Origin of the sequence: Terribacillus saccharophilus, from assembly GCF_046592595.1 — a bacterium.
Taxonomy (GTDB): domain Bacteria; phylum Bacillota; class Bacilli; order Bacillales; family Amphibacillaceae; genus Terribacillus; species Terribacillus saccharophilus_C.
This window is the reverse complement of the sequence record NZ_JAWVPF010000004.1, coordinates 200,554-223,239: the sequence shown is the minus strand read 5'-3', so window position 1 is coordinate 223,239 and position 22,686 is coordinate 200,554. Positions and strand designations below refer to the sequence as shown.

24 protein-coding genes are annotated in these 22,686 nt (G+C 44.1%); 20 read left to right on the top strand and 4 right to left on the bottom strand.

All coding sequences use genetic code 11. The features are described from left to right. Window positions 1-65 precede the first annotated feature (65 nt). The 9 genes from SFC25_RS08235 to SFC25_RS08195 all read left to right on the top strand — a co-directional run bounded on the left by SFC25_RS08235 (window position 66) and on the right by SFC25_RS08195 (window position 8,783). Entirely contained in the window at window positions 66-650 is a 585-nt protein-coding gene (locus SFC25_RS08235) for a DUF2238 domain-containing protein (RefSeq protein WP_411214810.1), read from the top strand. 170 nt (window positions 651-820) lie between these two features. Next, window positions 821-1,264: a GNAT family N-acetyltransferase gene (locus tag SFC25_RS08230; RefSeq protein WP_411214809.1), complete on the top strand. Its 444-nt coding sequence runs from the start codon at window positions 821-823 to the stop codon at window positions 1,262-1,264. Then, window positions 1,254-1,859: a YczE/YyaS/YitT family protein gene (locus SFC25_RS08225; protein WP_411214808.1), complete on the top strand. Its 606-nt coding sequence runs from the start codon at window positions 1,254-1,256 to the stop codon at window positions 1,857-1,859. The genes SFC25_RS08230 and SFC25_RS08225 overlap by 11 nt, the downstream gene beginning before the upstream one ends. A gap of 133 nt (window positions 1,860-1,992) precedes the next feature. After that, window positions 1,993-3,189: an ornithine--oxo-acid transaminase gene (locus SFC25_RS08220; protein WP_411214807.1), complete on the top strand. Its 1,197-nt coding sequence runs from the start codon at window positions 1,993-1,995 to the stop codon at window positions 3,187-3,189. 22 nt (window positions 3,190-3,211) lie between these two features. Beyond that, window positions 3,212-4,120 (top strand): aldo/keto reductase, encoded by a 909-nt coding sequence (locus SFC25_RS08215; protein ID WP_411214806.1) that lies wholly within the window; start codon window positions 3,212-3,214, stop codon window positions 4,118-4,120. 158 nt (window positions 4,121-4,278) lie between these two features. Further along, window positions 4,279-4,902: a TetR/AcrR family transcriptional regulator gene (locus SFC25_RS08210; protein ID WP_411214805.1), complete on the top strand. Its 624-nt coding sequence runs from the start codon at window positions 4,279-4,281 to the stop codon at window positions 4,900-4,902. A gap of 179 nt (window positions 4,903-5,081) precedes the next feature. Continuing rightward, window positions 5,082-6,560, top strand: coding sequence for a DHA2 family efflux MFS transporter permease subunit (locus tag SFC25_RS08205; RefSeq protein WP_411214980.1), 1,479 nt, complete (start codon window positions 5,082-5,084; stop codon window positions 6,558-6,560). A 226-nt stretch (window positions 6,561-6,786) separates the two neighbouring features. Then, window positions 6,787-7,281 (top strand): PH domain-containing protein, encoded by a 495-nt coding sequence (locus SFC25_RS08200; RefSeq protein ID WP_411214804.1) that lies wholly within the window; start codon window positions 6,787-6,789, stop codon window positions 7,279-7,281. Next, window positions 7,281-8,783, top strand: a complete 1,503-nt coding sequence (locus SFC25_RS08195) for a PH domain-containing protein (RefSeq protein WP_411214803.1) — start codon at window positions 7,281-7,283, stop codon at window positions 8,781-8,783. Before SFC25_RS08200 ends, SFC25_RS08195 begins: the two co-directional genes overlap by 1 nt. A 38-nt stretch (window positions 8,784-8,821) precedes the next feature. Here the strand turns inward: SFC25_RS08195 and SFC25_RS08190 are convergent, their stop codons facing one another. Next, window positions 8,822-9,046: a YozQ family protein gene (locus SFC25_RS08190; RefSeq protein WP_411214802.1), complete on the bottom strand. Its 225-nt coding sequence runs from the start codon at window positions 9,044-9,046 to the stop codon at window positions 8,822-8,824. A 459-nt stretch (window positions 9,047-9,505) separates the two neighbouring features. On the opposite strand from SFC25_RS08190, the gene SFC25_RS08185 reads away from it, so the two are divergent. Continuing rightward, window positions 9,506-10,003: a GNAT family N-acetyltransferase gene (locus SFC25_RS08185; RefSeq protein WP_411214801.1), complete on the top strand. Its 498-nt coding sequence runs from the start codon at window positions 9,506-9,508 to the stop codon at window positions 10,001-10,003. Between the two features lie 27 nt (window positions 10,004-10,030). Here the strand turns inward: SFC25_RS08185 and SFC25_RS08180 are convergent, their stop codons facing one another. Next, complete coding sequence (locus tag SFC25_RS08180; RefSeq protein ID WP_411214800.1) at window positions 10,031-10,318, bottom strand: hypothetical protein; 288 nt, start codon at window positions 10,316-10,318, stop codon at window positions 10,031-10,033. A 227-nt stretch (window positions 10,319-10,545) separates the two neighbouring features. On the opposite strand from SFC25_RS08180, the gene SFC25_RS08175 reads away from it, so the two are divergent. Continuing rightward, complete coding sequence (locus SFC25_RS08175; RefSeq protein WP_411214799.1) at window positions 10,546-10,758, top strand: hypothetical protein; 213 nt, start codon at window positions 10,546-10,548, stop codon at window positions 10,756-10,758. 41 nt (window positions 10,759-10,799) lie between these two features. Here SFC25_RS08175 and SFC25_RS08170 read toward each other — a convergent pair whose 3' ends face one another. After that, complete coding sequence (locus SFC25_RS08170) at window positions 10,800-12,542, bottom strand: methyl-accepting chemotaxis protein (protein WP_411214798.1); 1,743 nt, start codon at window positions 12,540-12,542, stop codon at window positions 10,800-10,802. A gap of 129 nt (window positions 12,543-12,671) precedes the next feature. On the opposite strand from SFC25_RS08170, the gene SFC25_RS08165 reads away from it, so the two are divergent. The 3 genes from SFC25_RS08165 to SFC25_RS08155 all read left to right on the top strand — a co-directional run bounded on the left by SFC25_RS08165 (window position 12,672) and on the right by SFC25_RS08155 (window position 15,443). After that, the gene (locus SFC25_RS08165) at window positions 12,672-13,145 is read left to right on the top strand and encodes a VOC family protein (RefSeq protein ID WP_411214797.1); all 474 of its coding nucleotides are present in this window, start codon (window positions 12,672-12,674) and stop codon (window positions 13,143-13,145) included. A gap of 183 nt (window positions 13,146-13,328) precedes the next feature. Then, window positions 13,329-14,138 (top strand): N-acetylmuramoyl-L-alanine amidase, encoded by an 810-nt coding sequence (locus SFC25_RS08160; protein WP_411214796.1) that lies wholly within the window; start codon window positions 13,329-13,331, stop codon window positions 14,136-14,138. 216 nt (window positions 14,139-14,354) lie between these two features. Beyond that, window positions 14,355-15,443: an N-acetylmuramoyl-L-alanine amidase family protein gene (locus SFC25_RS08155; protein ID WP_411214795.1), complete on the top strand. Its 1,089-nt coding sequence runs from the start codon at window positions 14,355-14,357 to the stop codon at window positions 15,441-15,443. A gap of 37 nt (window positions 15,444-15,480) precedes the next feature. Here the strand turns inward: SFC25_RS08155 and SFC25_RS08150 are convergent, their stop codons facing one another. Next, a complete protein-coding gene (locus SFC25_RS08150) occupies window positions 15,481-15,756 on the bottom strand; it encodes a hypothetical protein (RefSeq protein ID WP_411214794.1) in 276 nt (91 codons plus the stop codon). 259 nt (window positions 15,757-16,015) lie between these two features. Here SFC25_RS08150 and SFC25_RS08145 point away from each other — a divergent pair, with 259 nt between their 5' ends. The 6 genes from SFC25_RS08145 to SFC25_RS08120 all read left to right on the top strand — a co-directional run bounded on the left by SFC25_RS08145 (window position 16,016) and on the right by SFC25_RS08120 (window position 22,507). Next, window positions 16,016-16,234 carry an AbrB/MazE/SpoVT family DNA-binding domain-containing protein gene (locus SFC25_RS08145; protein WP_411214793.1) on the top strand — a complete coding sequence of 73 codons (219 nt, stop codon included), beginning with the start codon at window positions 16,016-16,018 and terminating at the stop codon, window positions 16,232-16,234. An 11-nt stretch (window positions 16,235-16,245) separates the two neighbouring features. Next, the gene (locus SFC25_RS08140; RefSeq protein WP_411214792.1) at window positions 16,246-16,743 is read left to right on the top strand and encodes a cation:proton antiporter regulatory subunit; all 498 of its coding nucleotides are present in this window, start codon (window positions 16,246-16,248) and stop codon (window positions 16,741-16,743) included. Window positions 16,744-16,746: 3 nt separating this feature from the next. Continuing rightward, window positions 16,747-17,964, top strand: coding sequence for a cation:proton antiporter (locus SFC25_RS08135; RefSeq protein ID WP_411214791.1), 1,218 nt, complete (start codon window positions 16,747-16,749; stop codon window positions 17,962-17,964). A 155-nt stretch (window positions 17,965-18,119) separates the two neighbouring features. Next, complete coding sequence (locus SFC25_RS08130; RefSeq protein ID WP_411214790.1) at window positions 18,120-19,088, top strand: AAA family ATPase; 969 nt, start codon at window positions 18,120-18,122, stop codon at window positions 19,086-19,088. Next, complete coding sequence (locus SFC25_RS08125) at window positions 19,078-20,322, top strand: DUF58 domain-containing protein (protein WP_411214789.1); 1,245 nt, start codon at window positions 19,078-19,080, stop codon at window positions 20,320-20,322. The genes SFC25_RS08130 and SFC25_RS08125 overlap by 11 nt, the downstream gene beginning before the upstream one ends. After that, window positions 20,315-22,507 carry a transglutaminaseTgpA domain-containing protein gene (locus SFC25_RS08120; RefSeq protein WP_411214788.1) on the top strand — a complete coding sequence of 731 codons (2,193 nt, stop codon included), beginning with the start codon at window positions 20,315-20,317 and terminating at the stop codon, window positions 22,505-22,507. The genes SFC25_RS08125 and SFC25_RS08120 overlap by 8 nt, the downstream gene beginning before the upstream one ends. The last annotated feature ends 179 nt before the right edge of the window (window positions 22,508-22,686 follow it).

The following is a 22,686-nucleotide window of genomic DNA, read 5'->3' as shown; positions in this document are numbered from 1 at the left end:
TTTTTTCACTAGAATCCTCCTTAACTGGTTAGACTATGGAAAAATAGTCTAAGGAGAGACGAGGTTTGAAGAAAACGATAATTGTCTTAAGCTTTTTATTCATATGCTTTATGGTTGTCTCCTTTGTGATAGAACTGAAAAATGGAGATACAAATTCCTGGACCAAAGGCGGAGGCAGGGTAATTATGAGTGCACTGCCGCTTGGCTTGCTATTCTTCCAGCGTACGCCTTTCCGAGTACCGCATATTCTCGGATTTTACGGTCTGCTTGTCTGTACGTTTATCTTGGGTGCCATATTCCATTTTTATGATAAGTATAAATGGTGGGATGTAACGCTGCATGTAGTTGGAAGCATGTATATCGCTTGGCTAGCTCTGGCCATTTATCGTTATAAAGTGCTGCGGCCAGCAGGCATCTATATTTCACGGTGGATCATCTTCCTGTTTGTCTGCGGTATGGCAACGATAGGAAGTGCAATATGGGAAAGTGTCGAATTCATCGGAGATATGACGGTGACAAGTGTGATGCAGCGAAGCGGGAACACAGATACAATGACGGATTTGATTGCTGGATTGCTCGGGGGAGTCATCCTCGGGATTTATGCTTTATTCCGGAATAAGCCGCTTGAGGGAAAAGAGATACGTGGGTGAAGGGAGCTGCAAGTAACATTGCGGCTCTTTTTTTGTTGGTAAACCTGCAAAATTCACAAAGAATGTAAATCGTAAATGGAAGATAATTCTTAGTGCTTACCTTTATTATGTTGCATTTACAACAAATTGCTGTTTAAATAGGTATATTAATAATGAAGGTAGGGTATGGGATGGCTTCCTATAAAGTGATACAAGATAAGAATGACTTAGAAAAAGCGAAAGCAATAAGGTTAGCAGTATTCGTAGAGGAGCAAGGAGTACCGGTAGAGGATGAGTTTGATCAGTTTGATTTGTTAGAAGACAGCTGCCAACACATCCTTGTCTATCATGAAGGAGAAGCAGTTGGAACTGGCCGTATTCGTTACGTAGATAAATACGCTAAATTGGAGCGTATTTGTATGCTGAAGCAGTATCGAAAGTATGGATTAGGCAGTGTTATCATTTCAAGTCTTGAAGAAATAGCGAGACAGACAGATACAAAGAAATACAAACTCCATGCGCAAGTCCAAGCAAAAGGATTTTATGAAAAGCTTGGATATAAAGGCGTTTCAGATGAATTCGATGAGGATGGGATTCCTCATCTTATTATGGAGAAACAGGAAAATGAGGATTAGAGGATTACTCTTTTTTTCAGGTCTTCTCTTGATGACGCTTGGCATTGCTTTAACTATAGAAGCAGATTTTGGCACATCGCCGTTCGATGCAGTACTTGTTGGACTAGCTGAAAGTGCAGGGATGACAGTAGGCATGTGGGAAATCATCCTTGCGGGTATTTTTATTATGGTAAATTCCCTGCTTACTCGTACCGCACCTGAAATAGCTGGATTGCTGACCGCATTCGCAACCGGTCTTTTTCTCGATGGATGGTTATTTCTGCTGTCAGGAATGCATCTGGAGTCGATGATCAGCCGAGCGGGTTTGTTCCTTGCTGCACAGCTGCTGCTTGCGGCAGGAACAGCATTGTACCTGCATACAAAGTTCGCCCCTATTCCGATTGATCGGCTTATGCTTGTATTAATCGATAAGCTGCATACAAGTGTAGCTGTTGCCAGGACATTTTTGTATGCGGTCTGCCTTATATCTGCTTTTTTGCTTGCTGGACCTATTGGACCGGGTACGGTGCTGACTGTTTTATTAGGAGGTTTTTTACTGCAATATGCATTTTTTGTTCTTCAGCGCTTCGGTATAATGCCAATCTATGAATCGTAATTCTTAACGGAAGACGATTCATTTTTTTATTTCTGATATAGCGCTTACATAGTGTTATTACTTTGTTAGAATAAAAGCAGAGTGATTGCGCTGTATCATGGGCGCCAAATGAACCTGGAAAGGGGCAGTTGGGATGAAGGCTACAGATGCACAGGATTTGATGCAATTGACAGAGCAATACGGAGCAAATAACTATCATCCGCTTCCAATCGTTATCTCGAAGGCGGAAGGAGTATGGGTGGAGGATACCGATGGCAAGCGATACATGGATATGCTTAGTGCTTATTCAGCCGTGAATCAGGGGCATCGGCATCCGAAGATAATCGAAGCACTAATCAAGCAGGCACAGAAGGTTACGCTCACATCCCGTGCTTTCCATAATGATCAGCTAGGATTATGGTATGAAAAAGTTGCGGCTTTAACGGGTAAGGACATGATTCTGCCGATGAACACTGGTGCTGAAGCTGTGGAGACTGCTTTTAAGGCAGCTAGACGCTGGGGATATGATGTGAAGGGAATCGCAGACGAACAAGCAGAAGTCATTGTGTGCAGCGGCAACTTTCATGGCCGGACGATGACTGCTGTCTCTTTATCTTCAGATGCGGAATACCGCCGCGGCTTCGGCCCGATGATCCCGGGAATTAACGTTATCCCATATGGTGACCTGGAAGCTCTGAAGGCAGCGATCACGCCAAACACCGCTGCCTTCATACTGGAACCGATCCAAGGGGAGGCTGGTATTATTATTCCGCCAGAAGGGTATCTCAAAGCAGCATCGGAATTATGTAAGCAAGAGAATGTCTTATTTATCGCAGATGAGATTCAAGTAGGATTAGGACGTACGGGCAAGCGCTTTGCTTGTGAATGGGAAGATGTCACTCCTGATTTGTTCATCCTTGGCAAGGCATTAGGCGGCGGTGTATTCCCGATTTCTTGTGTGGCAGGCAATAAAGATGTGTTGGGAGTCTTCAACCCTGGCTCACACGGTTCCACATTCGGGGGTAATCCGTTAGCTTGTGCTGTCTCGATTGCAGCGCTGGATGTGCTCGAAGAAGAAAATCTTGCTGCCAGGTCTCAGCGTCTCGGAACCTATCTCCAGGAACAGCTGCAGCAGCTGACGTCAGATAAGATCAAGGAAATCAGAGGCAGAGGGTTGTTTGTCGGTATTGAATTGACGGAGCCGGCAAGACCTTATTGCGAAAAACTGAAAGAGCTCGGTGTGCTTTGCAAAGAGACGCATGAGACTGTAATCCGTATTGCTCCACCTTTAATCATTAGCGAAGATGAGCTGGAATGGGCTTTGGAACGATTGAAGCAAGTATTGCAGTAAAAGACAAAAGGGAGAGATAACGATGAAGCTAGGTACAAGTGAATTGAACACCGCCCCGATCGCCCTTGGCTGTATGCGTATGAATGATCTGAAGACGCAGGAAGCTGTGAAAGTAATTGAAACAAGCAGTGAGGCGGGCATCAACCTATTCGATCATGCTGATATTTATGGCGCAGGTGCGTCAGAGGAAGTCTTCACTGCTGCACTCAAAGAAAGTACAGTGAAGCGTGAAGATGTGATTCTGCAGTCCAAATGCGGAATTCGCAAAGGATATTTTGATTTTTCGAAGGAACATATTCAGTCCAGCGTGGATGGAATCCTCAATAGGCTGCAGACTGATTATCTCGATATTTTGCTGCTGCATCGTCCAGATGCGCTGATGGAGCCGGAAGAAGTGGCCGAGGCTTTCCAAGAGCTGAAGGAAAGCGGAAAAGTAAGATACTTCGGTGTCAGCAACCATCATCCGCACCAAATTGAACTGTTGAAGCAATATATGAAAGATGACTTGATTATCAATCAGCTGCAATTCAGTCTGATGCATACGCCTCTAATTGACGCCGGTTTGAATGTAAACATGCAGAATAGGGAATCAGTCGTGCGCGATGGCGGTTTACTTCCGTATAGTCAGCTTAATAAGATGACGGTACAGGCTTGGTCCCCATTCCAATTCGGAATGATTCAGGGTGTATTCGTCGACAACCCAGACTTCCCGGAAGTTAACGCAAGCTTGCAGGAACTGGCTGATAAGTATGCTGTGAGCAAGTCAGCGATTGCGATTGCCTGGATATTGCGCCATCCTGCATCTATCCAAGCGGTCATTGGTTCTATGAACCCCGAGCGGATCCAGTCTATCTGTAAGGCACAGGATATACAGCTGACTAGGGAAGAGTGGTACAAATTGTATCGAACAGCAGGAAATAACCTGCCTTGATTTATGAAAGAAGGGAAGCGGATTGTCCATCGGGCAATCCGCTTCTCTTAGTATGGTAATAACTAGCAGAATAGTCTTGACATGTGACACTGTGTCACATATAATCAAGTTATCATCAATTGTGACACAGTGTCATATGTTTAGGCAGGAGGGAAGAAATGCCGAAGCAAACCTTTCTTTCTTTACCGGAAGATAAACAAAATACATTGATCCAATCAGCTAAAAAGGAATTCTCCCGTGTCCCTCTGCATGAAGCGTCTATCGCAAACATCATTAAAGATGCCGGAATACCGAGAGGCAGCTTTTATCAGTATTTTGAGGATAAAGAAGACCTCTATTATTATTTGCTGAATCAGGTAGCGCAGGAGAATAATAAAAAGCTGAATTCAATTCTTCAGGAAAAGAAAGGGAACTTATTTGAAGCCTTGGTGGAGCAGTTCCGATATATGATATCTTTGCGTCATCATGAAGAGCATAATGACTTCCTTCGGTATGCTTTTCTGAATATGAACCATAGGAAAGAAAATACTATGGCAAATAACATATATAAAGAAAGCTTAAAGAATGAGCGTTCTCAAACACTTGAAATGGTGGATACCTCTTATCTGAACATCGCAGATAAACAGGAGCTGACCCATGTCATTCGAATTGTCGGAGCTATTACTTTTCATAATCTTGTACAGGTATTCGTGCATGATCTTACGGATGAAGAAGCCATTTTCAATTATGAAGCACAAATTAGCTTGATAAAAAAAGGACTGCAAAGAAAAGAGGTCGACTGATGTACAGCACTGTAATCAAAAAAAGCGATGATTTGATGAAGAAGCTAGTTGAGACATTGCAAAAGCAAGGAATCAACGCAACACTCTGCAAACGACCGCTTTTACAGCACTAAAATTGAATAAAGGGAGATAGAAATTTGAACACCGAAGCAACACAACCTAGAAAAGTACCATATTTGATGCTGGCTATTTTATTCGTCGGAGCATTTGTCTCCTTCTTGAATAACTCTTTGCTGAATGTTGCCTTGCCATCTATCATGGTTGACTTGGATATCAAGGATTATTCAACAGTACAATGGCTTGCGACCGGTTATATGCTGGTCAGCGGGGTGCTGATTCCAGCTTCCGCATTTTTAGTTACTAGATTTTCCAACCGTATGCTGTTCATAACAGCAATGGTTATCTTTACTTTAGGTACTGCCTTGGCAGCCTTCGCGCCAAACTTCGGCCTTTTGCTTACTGGACGGATGGTTCAAGCGGCAGGATCTTCTGTTATGGGACCTTTGCTTATGAACATTATGCTTGTTAGTTTCCCACGTGAAAAACGCGGTACTGCTATGGGTATCTTCGGTCTTGTTATGATTACGGCACCAGCTATCGGACCTACTTTGTCAGGTTATATCGTAGAGTACTATGACTGGCGTCTATTGTTTGAAATGATTCTTCCATTGGCAGTGATCAGTCTGTTGCTTGCTGTCTGGAAGCTCAAAAATGTTATGCAGCAAAATACAGAAGCTACACTGGATTATCTATCTGTCGTGCTTTCTTCCATCGGTTTCGGTGGTTTGCTTTACGGATTCAGTTCCGCAAGCTCTGACGGATGGACAGATCCAATTGTCCTTACAACTTTGATTGTCGGTGCAATTGCTTTGGTTATCTTTGTTATGCGTCAGTTGCGAATGGAGAAACCATTGTTGGATTTACGAGTTTACAAACATCCGATGTTTGCACTTTCTTCCGTTATCTCTGTCGTGAATGCTGTGGCAATGTTCTCCGGTATGATTTTGACACCAGCATACGTTCAGAATGTACGCGGAATTTCCCCATTGGATTCCGGATTGATGATGCTTCCAGGTGCTATTATCATGGGTGTGATGTCGCCGATTACCGGCCGATTGTTCGATAAATTCGGTCCGCGTATTTTGGCAGTGGTCGGATTGGCTATAACAGCTGTTTCTACTTATATGCTTGCACACTTACAGCTGGATTCCAGCTATGCCTATATCATCTTCATCTACACATTGCGGATGTTCGGTATGTCGATGGTAATGATGCCAATCATGACAAATGGTCTGAACCAGCTCCCAACTGTCCTGAACCCGCATGGTACAGCTGTTAACAACACGGCTCAGCAGGTATCTGGTTCAATCGGTACAGCTATCCTTGTAACGATCATGAACACTGTAACGAAAAATGAAGGTGAAAGCTTGATGGCGGGAGTGGACCCAGCCACTTTAACAGAAGCAACTACTGCGCTAATGACGCAGAAAGCATTGTTGGCAGGTATCCACGCTTCCTTCTATGTAGCACTAGCGATTAATATTGTGGCATTGGTGCTGGCTCTGTTTGTAAAACGTGTCGATACTAGCAGTGATGCTGTAAGGAAAATCGAAAAACAAGATAGGAGCGGTCAGGTAAATCCTGAGCCTGCAAAATAAAAAGAATGGACCCGGTTTTATCGGGTCCATTTTTTTGTAGGTGAGATGTTCATCTGTGGTAGAAACTTCTTCTTCACTCTTTTGTCTTAAGAAAATCTTAAGAATATTTTTCCAAAATCATATTGATTACCTTTTAACAGTGGTGTACTATCTCCTTAGTACAATTTTGGAACTTATTTATGTCGCTGTACGTAATAGAATTAGAGAGAGAAAAGGGAGGAAACAGATGCAAACTCAAGTAAAAGAACCCCAGCATAAACTGCCGAAAGAATCCTTGCGCGTCGGATTGATAGGGGATGTAATTTTTGATGTAGTCGTACTGCTGATTTTTGCTGTCCTATTTGGATTGGACTATATTTTTGATTGGCCAGCTTGGATCGGGCTCGTGCTTCTCGCTCTGCTGATCATTTCCATTCCATTTGGGATTATAGGCTATTTCGCGACAGTCATCGACCACCGTAACTGGCGCTATGATATAGACGAGGAATATGTACAGCTGAGGCAAGGTGCTTGGTTCCAAAAAGATCAGCTTATACCAGTGACAAAAATCCAATCTGTTGAAACGAAGCAAGGACCGCTTCTAAGAAGATACAAACTTCGGGCAGTGGAGATCGAAACAATGGCTGGTGAATACAGCATCCCGGCATTGCCTGATAAAGAAGCCTATGCATTAAGAGATGAAATTGCGGCATATAGCAAGGCAAAGGAAGAGGATGACTGATGGAGAAAAGACGTTATCATCCAGCTAACCTGCTCTTTGGTATCGCAAAAACAGTTAGGAATTGGATTTTCCCTCTTATTATCACTATCTTTTTCAATAACACAGATGGTTGGGGGACATATGCAAAATACTTCATTCTGGGAATGATTGTGCTTTCCATAGCCAGTAGTATTTTAAGATGGTTTACAGAGAAATACATAGCCGATGAGCGAGCATTCCATCTGTACAGCGGCATCTTTTCAAAATCAAGTCGAACTGTTCCCTATGACAAAATCCAAAATGTAACGAAGCACACAAATCTTCTGCATCGCTTGCTTCGATTGACTGCGATTAAATTCGAAACAGGCTCTAAGGAGAAAGCTGTAGAATTCGAGGTCCTAACCAAAGAAGAAGCCTCTCGTTTAGAGCAGCTGACAAAAGGAAATGTACAGGAGCAAGCTCCGATAAAGGACACAGTGATCAGCGAAGAGGATCTGGAAGATGAAAATACGGTATCTGAACAGAGTGTTCCCCGTACTGAGAAGAAAACGATCCACTTTAAGCCAACAAAGAAAGAACTTATCAGAGCCTCATTCACTTCCTTAAGTTTCATACTCGTTGTACCGCTGTTGATATCCTTCGTTCTGAAATTTGATATTTTCTTTGATTGGAGCGAATTGCGTCAGTATTTACCGCTATTGAAAATCTGGTGGATTACGACGCTTGGGGTTATTGGAATAGTTGTGGTGTCCCTGCTAGTCGGGATGTGGCGAGTCGTGCAGAAGTACGGCAATTATGAGCTTGCATCCGATGATACGCACATTTATATCCAGACGGGACTTTTAAGTGAGTCAGCCTTTTCCATTCGAAAAGATCGCGTACAAGGTATCGAGATCACGCAGCCAATATTACATCGATTGTTAGGATTAGCGAAAGTGAAGCTGATTAGTACAGGTTCACTGGATATTAGTGAGGAGACGGAAACGATCAACTCGCTATATCCATATTTTTCGCTAAAACAGGCACAGGCTATGATTACAGAGGTTTTACCGGAGTATCAGGTACAGCTTTCGATGGAGAAGCTGGAGCAAAAAGTACTGATTTATAGGCTGCTCCAGCCAAGTATTATTTGGCTCGGAGTAACCATTACCTTGTACTTCTGGCGTCCGGAATTGTTAGGCTACGAAATAAAGTGGTGGATTGTGTCTCTTGTGCTGCTTATCTTGATCGAAATGTATCGTTACTTGAATTTCAAACATACAAGCTATTTGATCAGCGAGAAATTCTTCCAGATAAAAATGGGAGCATTCACAACAACACTGTTTGTGACAAAAAGAAATAAAATGATCGAGATTGCCAGGAATCAGAATCCTCTGCAGCGCTGGCTCCATTTAGCAACGATCGAATCCGTCAATCGGGCAAAACCGGTAATACACAATAAGATCAAAGATATTCCAGCAAGTGAAGCGAACCGTTTTTATGAATGGTTCCACCAACGGACAAAAGATGTCCGAAGGCAATAGGGAAAAAGGGACAGCTCAATCGGGCTGTCCCTTTTCGTTTAAAATCCTTCTCGGGGGATCTCTATTCCTTCTCCATTTTTAAGAGATCCATCTTTTTTTACATTATCGATCTTCCCATCAATGGTTCCTTCGGTGTAAGTATCTGTAACTTGTTCATGTGTAAGGGCAGTTCCCTTATCAATAAGATCTGAGTAGCTATAATCTTTTGCATCGTACATCTTTTCAGCTACTTCATTTGCGGTTTCTTGCTTGGATTTAGACATCAGTATTCCTCCTTCCGTATAAGGTTTAGTTTCTCAAAATAGTGTCAAAATATGTTTGGGAGTTTAACGGTCATTTGTCCGGTCTATATCATGCAAAGGTCCTGTTCCTTGGAAGAGGCGTTTATAATCGCCTGTATATGGGAAAGCTTGAAGTAAGAAAGCGTATGGTGCAGAAATTTGGCATAAGAAAATCCTTTACCATGTAAACGCTTTCATTATAAAATGTATATAAGCAAGTTCTGCATCCTCAAAAAAGAAGGAGTGGACAGTAATGAAGAAAAATGAGAATAATTTTTTCGTAGGATTATTATATGGTACAGGCTTGAGCATTCCGCTTTGGGTGACGTTTTTTGCAGTAGTGAAAGGTATTTCCGAAGTGGTGTCCTAAAGGAGAAAAAAAGCGTCAGCTGCGGCTGACGCTTTTTTTCATGTATACTAATAGAAAAAGGACGTTTTAGAATGCAGGACTTCAATGTAATTTATGAATTGATGAAAAATGCTTTCCCTCCTGAGGAATATCGAAGCTATGCGGATCAAAAAGCTTTGCTTGAGAGGGAAGATTATCACATACACATATATGAAAAACAAGGTAAACTAGCGGCGTTTTGTGCGATTTATACATTGCCGGAACTAGCATTTATTGAGCATATTGCAGTCAATGAAGATTTTCGGGGACAAGGAATGGGCAGTAAAATCATGAAGGAAGTCTTGACCGGCTCAGATAAACCAATAATTCTCGAGGTGGAGCCGCCAGACAGGGAAGAAAATGCTGCCCGTCGCGTGCGCTTCTATGAAAAGCTGGGGTTCCATCTGCACGAATTCCCTTACGAGCAGCCGCCTTTACGGCAGGGAGAAACACCTCTGCCTTTGCAGCTTATGAGCTACCCGAGGGCTTATGATGCAGAAGCATTCGCGCAAGTAAAACAGACGATTCTCCAAGCCGTTTACGGAATATAAAAGAACGCCTGAGCGGCGTTCGTCTTGTTAACGATAATCATGCTTGTCTTTCCGATAGGCGCGAAGGGTAGTTCTTATGGCTGCATAGCTTCCAATAGCAGCATAGCCATAAAAATAGCCCATGAAGATTGCTGCAATCAGATTGTGGGGATGGCTGAAAAAGATAGATAAAATCAAACCGCTCAGTAAGGCAATCGTAGGCGTATACTTGCCGGGAAGCGGCAGCAGGTGCTTTACGATTTGCGTAAAAATAAGAACGATGGGTACACCAAGCACGGCATCCCAGAAGTTCGTCATGATCATAGGAAATTCCAACGTCCCTACCTCCTTTGTATAACGTATGCTAGGCTGTCCCAACTTATTAAGGTTGGAGTTAAATTTCCTTTATGGACTGAAAAACCGTTTAGCAAGCGGCGGGTCTGGGAAACAGATTATTAAGAAAACTAGCAATATAGCAGAAGTGCATCTTTACGATTGACCTGTATATATGGGATGGTGTATAGTGGATGTACACTAGATATTGTGTTACGGAGGCCGGTAATATGCAAAGATACTTATTCGAGTACAAAATCCTGCCAACTGGCGAAACAAGTGAATTCAGTCATGTTGCAGCTTCTGAAGAGGAAGCGCGCCAGTCCATTAAGGAACGCGTGGCAGATTTGGAATTCGTTGAACCAGAAGAAGTCGAAATCGGCACCTTGCTGCGTACATTGGATGCAAGCAAACGCTATTACGAATGCGAAGGATGCACCTGATAAAAAAGACGACCCAGAGCTGATGCTCATGGGTCGTTTTTTTATAGCTTGAATACTGCAATTGATTCATTCAGCTGACGGCTTATATGCGTCAGATCTTCTGCAGATGCTGCGATGTTCGCGACAGCCTGAATCTGATCAGTGATTGATGCTGCAATTTCCTCAACACTTGCAGCCGTTTCTTCAGATACACTGGATGCATTTTGGATGCTGTCCGTAATATCATTCGTTTGTGCAGTGACTTGCTTGATTTCTTCGAGTAACCTGTTACCAGCATTCTTTGTAGCTTCAGCTGCTGCCTCAATAGCTGTGAACTCAGCGGCTGTAGCAACCACTGAGTGATTCAGCTGTTCTGCCTGCTGTTTATTTGCTTCAATGCGCGCTACATTTTCTGCTGCTTCTTTCGTAATTGAGCTGATCATTTGTTGAATCTCTTTCGTAGCCGCGTTAGACTGATCCGCAAGCTTTCGAACTTCGCTTGCTACGACAGCAAAGCCCTTCCCATGTTCTCCTGCCCGTGCTGCTTCGATACTTGCATTCAAAGCAAGCAGATTCGTTTCTTCTGTAATATTTTCAATTACATCCGTAATCTGGACAATTTGCTGCAGGTTCTTATCAAGCTCCTGCATTCCAGCTGAGATAGCTTCTACTGACTGCATGGAAGCGTTATTGGCCGATGTTAAATCATGCATCATATTGCTGCCTTTTGTTGTTGCTTGACTTGTTTGAAGTGCAGCTTGGGCAATTGCATCACTTTGCGCTGTCATCATGCGGATACTATCGTTGAATCCGCTTAGATGATATGTTGTTGTTTCCAGGTCAGATGCTTGGGAGCTGGCTCCTTTTGCGATATCATCCACTGCTACACCAACTTGTTCGCTGCTGGCGGACGTCTCCTCACTTACTGCGGAAAGCTCCGAAGCTGCATCTGATACTTTATCACTTGATTGAATGATGTTCTGCACCAATGTGCGCAGTTCACCGGACATCTTTGTGAATGCATTGCTCAGTACACCAATTTCGTCTTTCGTTTCTTTTAACTCTTGCTCTCTAAAATCACCGGCAGCCAGCTGTGTAGCCGCGTCGGTCACTGCTTTTAATTGGGTCAGTTTAGGACGGATCAGGAAGTAGAAAAGAATAAGGCTGAGTAGTGTAATACCGGCCGTAACACCAGCAATAATCCATTTAACAGTTTCCAAGTCCTTATAGAATAAGTCAGTATAGACCGTAATGCCAACTGTCCAGTTCCACGGCTGGAAATAGTTCACGTAAGCCATCTTTTCTCTGACTTCTCCTGTTTTCTCATCCGTGTCATCGTAAGTCATGAAGCTATCATTATCATCCGTTGATTGTGCTAAAACAATCATATCTTCCCGGTTTTTCTTCGTATTGTCATCTCCCGGAGGCGAACCAATTTCCTCTCTAGGGTGAAGCACCATATTTGCTTGGGAATCGTACGCGATAATATAACCAGCGCCATTTTTATAATTGAAATTTGATTGCGATAAATCGTGTGCGCCGCCCTCAATAGGACCGTTTAAGATCGTTCGAGCTTCTTCTTGTGCTTCTTCTAAAGTCATTTCACCATTTTCTACACGTTCATTTAATAGTGTAAGAACGGTTGTTGCAGCGTTTGCCATATGCTGCAGATCCATCTTACCAGCATCAATCAGCTCGTTTTTAGCTGTCAGATAACTGATGGTACCAACAGCTGCGCCACAGATAATCGTAATCACTGCAACGATAACCATTAACCTTACTGCTAAGCTATTTCTCTTTTGCATCGTAATCCCCCTCTGAACATAGATCCGTTCACCTATATAATCGGTGTTTGAAAACGTTTGTGAAGTGAAAAAGGAGAAGGATATAAATTTTTTGTAAAAATCATCCAAAAAATGGAAGGAAGATGCGAAATGACGGCAATTACGCACATTGGCATGACGGTTTCCAATCTTGATGCTGCAATCAATTGGTATAAGGAAGCCTTAGGCTTCCGGATCATTGCTGGACCATTCGATATGAAACCTGAAGAAGGCGATATGACACGTGATCTTCAAGGAGATGAAGTGAAGCATATCCGGAATGTCCATATGAGTGCATCAAATCAGGTGGGAATAGAATTATTCGAGTTTGTCGTTCCAGCAACACAAGGGGCAACTAGCAGAAAACCTTGGGATCCGGGGATATTCCATCTATGTGTCGTAGCAGAAGGCGGAGATGTGCACGGGATGGCAAAAAAGATTGAGAAGACTGGCGGAAAAATCATCAGCAAAATTTGGCCGCTGGATGAAGAAAAAGCGTACTACCTTGTTTACTGTCAGGATCCATTTGGAAATATAATCGAAGTTTACTCCCATAGCACAGAACAGATTTTTGCTAATCGCTGACTCAAGCGTGGCAGTTTCGTAATGGGAAGAAGGTTATGCAGGTACACCCATGTCTGGAAAAACAAGTATGTCATGTAGAACGTCTGCACCCTTTACTGGTTTGGGTCTATCTGCTATACAGCATGTCCTCTATAATTGTTGACAACATCTGATTAGCATCAGCAAAGGAGGACATGCATGTATATGAAACGACAGTTACTGATAGGGATTCTAGTTCTTTTTGGCGCGTTTATCCTGCTTTATCCGTCAACAAGTTTCGCCCAGAGCGGGACTGTGGATGTGGATACGACATTGAATGTTCGGACTGAGCCGTCTACTTCTTCTGCCATAATAGGGAGCCTTTACCCGGGGGATACAGTTGATCTGCTGGAAGTGACAAACAGCTGGGGCAAGATTACATATAACGGCAAGACAGGCTACGTGAGCATGACTTACATACAGACGAGTTCAGAGGCATTAAACGGTAAGACAATTGCTATTGATGCTGGGCATGGCGGAAAAGACAGCGGTGCTGTAGCAAATGGCGTACTCGAAAAAAATGTTGTCCTGCCAATTGCGCAAAAAACAGAAGCAAAACTCGAAGCGCAAGGTGCTGACGTAATCATGACCAGATCCGGAGATTCCTTTGTTGAACTGGAAGACCGAGCAGCTAAGGCAAATGCAGCAGGAGCAGATGTATTTGTCAGCATTCATGCAAACGCTTCTTCGGCAACTTCTGCCAGCGGTTCGGAAGTCTATTATTTTCCTGGTTCATCAAGCGGCCAATCGCTGGCATCCAGTGTGCAACGCGGTCTCATTAACCAGCTTGGATCACGCGATCGAGGCATCAAGAGTGCAGATTTCAATGTGCTTCGAAATACAAGCATGCCTGCTGTATTGGCAGAAATCGGATTCGTTACAAATGCTGCTGAAGCCCAGAAGCTTGCATCGAGTGCATATCAGGACAAAGCAGCTGCTGGACTTGTGCAAGGAGTAAAAGAATACGCAGAATGATCTATTTATTCACTCCGTTGAAAGGCAGCAAATCTAGTATTTGCTGCCTTTCACTTTCCATCACTTGGTCAAGTAGCGGGTGTAAGCTCAGGATTTCCTCTGGAGATAGGGAATTGTAAATTATTTGGTAAGACTATTAGACTATTAATTGGCAACATATTCATCTATAATGGATGGCGAATCTACAAAATTCTACAAACACGGAAGGGGAATCGTATGCTAGAGAAACATCTGATGTGCCGCTCGCTGCTGGTCTTTATTATCGCACTTATAGCAGTTGTTGCTTTTATGCCGGCAACGAGTTATGCGAATAGCGGAACTATCGACGTATCGACGTCTCTGAATGTAAGAGCAGAGCCTTCTAATGATGCAGAAGTTATTGGTAAGCTGCAAGGCGGACAGGCAATAGAAATTAAAGAAGTCAGTCATGACTGGGGCAAGATAGATTATTATGGGCAAGAAGGATACATAAGTATGGTGTTTGTCAGCGGAGCCCAGGATTCGGGATCTGTACAAGCCGACGTGCAGCAGACTTCCCAGACTGCTGACGCGACAGAAGGATATGTGCAGGTTGCTACATCCTTGAATGTTCGGGCGACTCCGAGTATGTCTGCTGATGTGGTTGATAGTCTATATAATGGAGATGCAGTCTCTATTTTATCAATCGATAACAACTGGGCAGAGATTGAACATAATGGTACAACGGGTTATGTTAGCATGGACTTCATCTCAACAAGTGAGAACGAAGCATCTTACAGCTTGTCACCATTAAAAGGAAAGACGATAGTGATTGATGCAGGTCATGGCGGAAAAGACAGCGGTGCAATCGGGGATTACTTTTATGAGAAGTCCGTCGTTCTCTCCATTGCATTAAAAACCCAAACGCAGCTGGAGAATTTGGGGGCAAATGTGATCATGACACGTGACGATGATACATTCGTAGCGCTGGAAGCAAGGGCAGCTATGTCAAATGCCGCGAATGCTTCTATGTTCGTGAGTATTCACCTGAATGCCACTTCGGAAGAATACGTCAATGGAACGGAAGTATATTACTATCCAGATGGCGACACGAGTGTCCAGCTTGCTTCGACAGTGCAAGAGAATCTCTCCTCTCAGCTTGGATCGATTGACCGTGGCACACAGGCAGCTGATTTCAGTGTATTGCGTAATACGAATGCACCCGCAATCCTAGCGGAGATTGGTTATATCACCAATTCAGCAGAAGCTGCTAATCTGGCAACAAGCAGCTATCAAGAAAAAGCTGCTTCTGGAATTGTGCAGGGGCTGGAGAATTATTATCAATAAAAATATGAAACGATGCGGAACCATTCCGCATCGTTTTTTATTTTGCCAATTCGACGTCGGCAATATAATAGGAGGCCCCATCCGTTAGTTCCTTGTACATCTCGATATAGATCTGGTTTATTTCCTGGCCATCCTTATTGATTATATTGCGCCAATCCTGCCGAACTTGTCCTTTATTTGTCGAAGATGTTTTCTTGGAATAGAGTCGATGTGCATCCGGAATGATTTCCTTTACATAATTGGAAATGCTCCGCTCTAGCTCATGCCGGATAACTGCTTCTTTGCCTGCAGTATATGCGTATCGAAATTGCATCTTGCTGTTCGTCCTCCTAGGTAAGCTCTATTAATTTTAGAACGTCTGTTCCTATTTATAGTATAAAGGATACGCACGATGTTGACTAGTGGAATATGGCAAAATAAACCTTATAAGTTTGTGACAAATAATTGAACTCGAGCGTCAAAAAAAGTTTTCTAATGTAAGCGCACCATTTGAATGCTTTTTGGAATTATAGTAAACTTTACTTGTAAGGAAAGTAAAGAATGTAAGGAAAACTTGAAAGAAGGGCGAAATCATGGAATTAGCAAAGCTTAGTTCAAAAGGGCAGATCACCGTACCGAAACATATCCGGGATGTGCTTAACGTCAAGGAAGGGGAGCATGTTGCATTCGTTGAAGAAGGCGGAATTGTGTTCATGGCGAAGGCTGATCTTGATTCAATTCATGATCTGCAGGAAATACTAAGCGACAGTAAATTCAAGGAAGTCGTCCGGAAAGCAAAACAATTGAAATAGGAGGTACTACTATGAATATCCGTGAATCAGAATTGCCGGGTATCGGAAGAAAGTTCGAGCTTATGACGGAAAACGACGATAAAGTTGTCGTAATCATCCATGATGATGGCCGTCGGGAAGTTTACCATTACGATGACGAGGATCTGGATGAAAGCATCTCTGGTGTTACTTTCACCGATTCTGAGGCAAGACAGCTGGCTTCCATCATTGGCGGCATGACGTACAAGCCGAAAGCAGTGGAAACAATTGAAGTCGCATTTGATGACCTTGTGATCGAATGGTTCAAGCTTGGTCCGAATGCACCGATTATCGGCAAGACCATCGGAGAGATCGGCATTCGTCAGAACTACAACATCAATATCATCGGAATTGTACGCAAGGATCATTCCAAGCAGCTGAATCCTGGTGTTGATTCGATTTTCAAAAGCGGAGATACACTTGTTATTTCCGGGGAGCGTGCTGACATCAAGCGTGCCAGCAGTGAATTATTCTTGAAAGAAAGGGGATAGGCTATGGACCATTTAGTTTTTGAAGTAGGGACTGCGCTTGTCTTAGTCGCAATCGCAGCCATACTTGCCAACAAGTTAAACTTCTCCATCATCCCGTTCCTCATTATCATCGGGATGCTGGTCGGACCACACGCACCTAGTTTTGGCATCATCAATCTCCAGTTTGTCCACAGTGAAGATATCATTGCATTCCTCGGACGAATTGGTGTACTATTCCTCCTGTTCTATCTGGGCCTCGAATTCTCAATCGGGAAATTGATTAAATCAGGTAAAAATATTGTCGTAGGCGGCAGTATCTATATTGGAATAAACTTTGCACTCGGCTTCTTGTATCCGTTTGTACTAGGTTTTCCGATTAAGGAAACATTGATTATCGCTGGTATCATTACAATCAGTTCCAGTGCGATTGTCGCAAAAGTTCTCGTTGATTTACGTCGTACCGGTAATACCGAAACAGAGTTGATTCTGGGTATCATCATGTTTGAGGATATTTTCCTCGCTGTTTATTTATCCACTGTATCAGGTTTGGTATTGGGAGACTCCAATTCCTTGGGAGGAACAATCCTGTCCATTCTGATCGCGCTAGGTTACATGCTGTTGTTTTTCGTCATTGCACGGAAGGCAGCACCTCTTTTAAGCAAGCTTCTACGTATCTCCTCTAATGAGGTATTTATCATCGTCATTTTCGCATCACTATTCTTTATCGCAGGTTTCTCGGAGACAATCCACGTCGCCGAAGCCATCGGTGCCCTCTTACTCGGACTTGTATTCTCTGAGACCGATCAAGGTGAGCGGATCGAGCATATGGTTGTTCCATTCCGTGATTTCTTCGGTGCCATCTTCTTCTTCAGCTTTGGTCTGAGTATCGACCCGACGACACTCGGAGACGCTGTATGGCTTGCACTCGGAGCAGTAGCCATCACAATCATCGGTAACTTTGTTGCTGGTATGATAGCGGGCCGGCGGGCAGGTCTGTCACATAAAGCGTCCACGAATATCGGTTTGACCATTGTTTCGCGGGGAGAGTTCTCCATTATCATGGCCAATCTTGGGATGGCCGGCGGACTTATGGGTGTGCTGCAGCCGTTTTCAGCGCTGTACGTACTGATTCTTGCCATCCTTGGTCCATTGATGACAAAAGAATCAAAGCATATCTTCCATTTCCTTAACAAGATATTCAAATGGCAGGAAGTCAAGCCGAAAAGGGTTCGCCAATCCTAAATACAAAAGGAAGGTACACAGCAGTGTACCTTCCTTTTGTTTATAGCAATAATTTTACAAGTAAATAGCTTGCGGCATGCCCTGTATGGCAGGTAACATAAAGGGAACGCTTGTCCAAAATATTCTGTCGAATCCAATTTGAAGGGAATGCTTGTATGTCAAAGCTAGCAAACTATCATCCGGCAGTATCGCGGATAATAGATAATATTAATAAAGTGATTATTGGAAAAGAAGAGCCGATTGTACTTAGTCTGACTGCGCTGCTTGCTGGTGGTCATGTGCTGTTGGAGGATGTTCCTGGTGTCGGTAAAACAATGCTTGTTCGTTCACTTGCCCGTTCTGTTGACTGTGATTTCAAACGTATCCAGTTCACACCTGACTTATTGCCATCTGATGTGACTGGTGTTTCAATATACAATCCTAAAACGCTGGAATTCGAGTTCCGTCCTGGACCGATTCTGGGAAATATCGTTCTTGCTGATGAGATTAACCGTACCTCTCCAAAGACACAGTCCGCTATGCTTGAAGCAATGGAAGAGAAGAATATAACTGTAGAAGGTAATGCACTCCCTCTGGCTGATCCGTTTTTTGTCATGGCAACACAGAACCCGGTCGATTATGAAGGTACTTATCCGCTGCCTGAAGCGCAATTGGACCGATTCCTGCTGAAGATACAGATGGGATATCCAAATGCACATGAAGAAATGCAGATGCTTGATGCTGTTGGGACGAAACATCCAATCAACCGTGTTGAGCCAGTCATGACGAAAACAGATCTGCTAAATATGCAAGAAGCGGCGGCAAACGTGTACGTCGATCCACAGATACAGCAATATATAGTGGATTTAGCGCAGCTATCCCGCAGTCATCCTGATGTTTACCTGGGACTCAGCCCGCGCGGATCCATCGCCATGATGCGGGCAGCGAAGGCGTATGCTTATATTCATAACCGCGATTATGTAATTCCGGATGATGTGCAAGTATTGGCGCCGTTTGTACTTTGCCACCGGATCTTACTCCGTTCGGAAGCGCGCTATGATGGCTTGACACCTGAAAAATTGGTGCAGCGTCTGCTGAAAGCAATAGACGTGCCTGTAGAGAGGGAATCTGTACATGAAAGGTAAGTTCCGTTTCGCCTTCAAGACCGGGAGCATTGTCATACTGACGGCCATCCTGTTCTGTTACAGTATGTTCCAAGGCGGTTTTGTGAGCTGGTTTTTGTTTTATGCTTTTCTTCCAATTCTGCTTTATGTACTGCTCGTACTGTGCTACCCGCTTGGAAACTGGAAGGTGGATCGCAAGCTTTCCAAGACATATGTCAGGAGCGGTGGAGAAGTAACGGTCAAAGTTAGCTTGACCCGCCGTGTCCCGTTTCCGCTTGTGTATCTGGAAATGGAAGATCTGTATGATCGATCTCTTCTGAAAGTAAGCCGGTCAGACGGAACACTGCAGATTGCACAGTCGCGACAGCCGAAGCAGCATATCCTGTTTCCTTGGTTCCGGAGAAATCTCGAAATTTGCTATGTGCTGGATAGACTTCCGAGGGGGGAGCATAGCTTTTATCAGATACGTCTGCGTACTGGCGACCCGTTTCAGCTGGTCGAAAAAGAGGCTGTTTTTGAAGTCGGACATAAGCTGCATGTTTACCCAGCTGAAAGGGAGATTACAGTCGGAAATCCACAAAGCGTCTTCGAAGAAGGTGCTGCCGTTGCCTATGCACCGCGTTCCAAACAGACCAGTGTTGTTTCTGGCATACGCGAATACACCCCTGGTGACCGCTTTAACTGGATCGACTGGAAAGCGTCTGCAAGAAAACAGGATATGATGACAAAGGAATTTGAACAGGAGAAAAGTGCGGATGTACTTGTGGTATTGGATAGAAGAGCAGCTGGGCAGGCGGAAGATCTTTTTGAATATGCCGTTGTCATCGCTTTTTCTGTTTATCAGAAGCTAAAAAGCAGGAATGAACAAGTCGGCTTTATGAGCATTGGGAATCCAGCCAAGTGGCTGCCCGCTGCAATGGGCAGTGCGCAGCTTCACCGTGTGCAGCAGTATTTGACTACCGTTCGGCAGGAGCAGGAACCGCCGCGGCTTCAGGCATTGGCAGCTGAGCTGTCCCGGCAGCCGAAAGGGTCAACAGTCTACTACGTCACAACCGACTTGGACAGCAGAGAGATGGCAGTACTCCGCAAATTGAGGCAAGGTGGCTATGTATTGACTGTTCTATATATCTGTCGTCATGCAACGGTGGGAACAAAAGAAAAGAATCTTATACGCGAAGTTCGCCAGCTTGGTCATCAGATGGATATGTATCCGGTACAGCAGACAGTCCAAACGGGGGTGGAGCGGAATGCGTAGAAGGATCGGACAAATACAGTGGCTGCGTTATCTTATCTTTGTGTGTGGATTCCTTTTGTTTTGGGAATGGCTCCGTCCGCTGGATCAAATCAGCGATACAGGCAATTTACCTATTTTTATCATGTTCACAGCAATCTGTTTCTTGCTGTCCATGTTCAAACTGCGGTGGTGGCTCAGCTTTTTGCTGAAATTTATTTTAATGGTAATCGTTTTGCAAGCATTTCTTATACAGGAGAACTTGGTCTCGGGAAGCTGGTTCACGTTCATCCTGACGGAGCTTCAAAGCAATCTGCAATTTCTATTCACTGGTGATTTTGTCTCGCTGTCACCATTTTTTAGAACTTTGCTATTTTTGATTTTACTCTGGCTTATGAGTTATTTGCTTTATTACTGGTTCATCGTAGTCAATCGTATTTTCTTCTTTATAATCATGACTTTCCTGTACATCGGGATACTTGATACGTTCACTCCTTATGATGGCAGTGCAGCAATTGTCCGTGTCTTTCTGATCAGCTTTTTTGCGATGGGTATTTCTGCTTTTGCCAGACTTTATCAAGACGGAGAAAAACGACAGCTTCCGAAGCATGTGCTGCTCTGGAGCATCCCGCTCCTTTCCATACTCGCTGTTTCAGCCGCAGTAGGCTATGCAGCACCGAAGCTGCCGCCCCAATGGGCTGATCCTGTTCCTTTCATCCAAACGATGTCAGATAACAACAATGAAAATGACGGAGAAGGCGGTATTCAAAAAGTCGGCTACGGTGAAAATGATTCCCGTCTCGGAGGGCCGTTTGTTCAAGACAATTCCATTGCTTTCTGGGCAGCAACGGAAGCGAGCGGCTATTGGCGTGTTGACAGTAAAGATGTGTATACAGGAAAGGGCTGGGAACGTTCAAGGGAAGCAGAACCGCAAAGCTTCCAGAGCGGAGATCCGGTCGGTATCGATCTTTACACAGAGAATGTTGCTACTGAATCACGGCAGGCAATTGTCTATCCCAGTCAAAATCAAGTGCTGGACAGGCTCGTATATCCTTATGGTGTGCAGACATTTTTCAGCGGGCAGGTAGGAGCTGCGGTTGACTCTGATTTTGGTGTCGTAGAAACGTTCAATCGTGCACAATATCCGGATGAAAATTATACGATAGCCTTTGAGGAACCACAGTATAATATTGATGATCTGCGCAATGATTCCGAGCTGGATGATGACAATACCCATTTTCGCTATACGCAGCTGCCCGAAGATTTGCCGGAGCGTGTCGGTGAATTGGCTGCCGAGATCACTTCTTCAGCCAATACGCGGTATGATAAGGCAAAGGCAGTGGAACAATATTTTAATCAGAATGGCTTCCAGTACCAGACACAGGATATACCTGTTCCGGAAGATGATCAGGATTATGTCGATCAGTTTCTATTTGAAAGCAAGATCGGCTATTGTGATAACTTCTCTTCCTCAATGGTCGTGCTGCTGCGGGCAGCGGATATTCCCGCTCGCTGGGTGAAAGGATTCACGGCAGGCCAGCCTGGATCGAATCCGAATGTATCCACCCCAGAGGGTATGTCCTCTTATCTGGTTACGAACGGGAATGCCCATTCATGGGTGGAAGTGTATTTCCCTGACACTGGTTGGGTGCCTTTTGAACCAACGCAAGGATTTACAAACCCTGCCGAGTTTACCAGCGAAGAAGATGCGGCAGAAGAGACTCCTGAAGCTGAAACCGATACGCCTGAACAGGAAGAACAAGACCAGGCTCCAGAGCAGCCGGAAGAGGAGCAGCCGGAGGAAGAACCAGTGGCAGACAGTCAGACGGATAGTACTTCCGTTCATCCGCTGTATTGGATCCTTCCATCAGCCGTACTTTTATTGGCTGTAATTGCACTCTATGTCACCCGCTATAAATGGCTGACAGCTTATTACATTCGGAAATACAGAAGTGAACAATCCGAGGAGACGTATGGAAAAGCCTATCATTACTTATTGCGCCTACTGGCATATAAGGGCTTTAAACGTCATTCCGGTCAGACACTCAGGGAATATGCCGCTGCAATTGACCGGGAATTCGGCAATAAGCGGATGTCTGAGCTGACGAAAGAATACGAACGAATCTTGTACCGCAACGAAAAAAGCGCACCTGCATGGATAAATGCCGTCGAATTGTGGGAAAATTTAATTAAACAAGCGGCATCTTGACCCATTTTGGGCACATTGATAGAATAAGAGGCAATAAGCACCTTCAGAAGGACGCAGTACAACGCTGCTGACGTTTGTGAAGGCTTGAGCCGACAACGTTACTTTTGCTGGATTCCGCCTTGAATATGGCGCGGATTCAGCTTCTGTTTTTTCAAGACGTGATAAAGGTAAAATGTGGT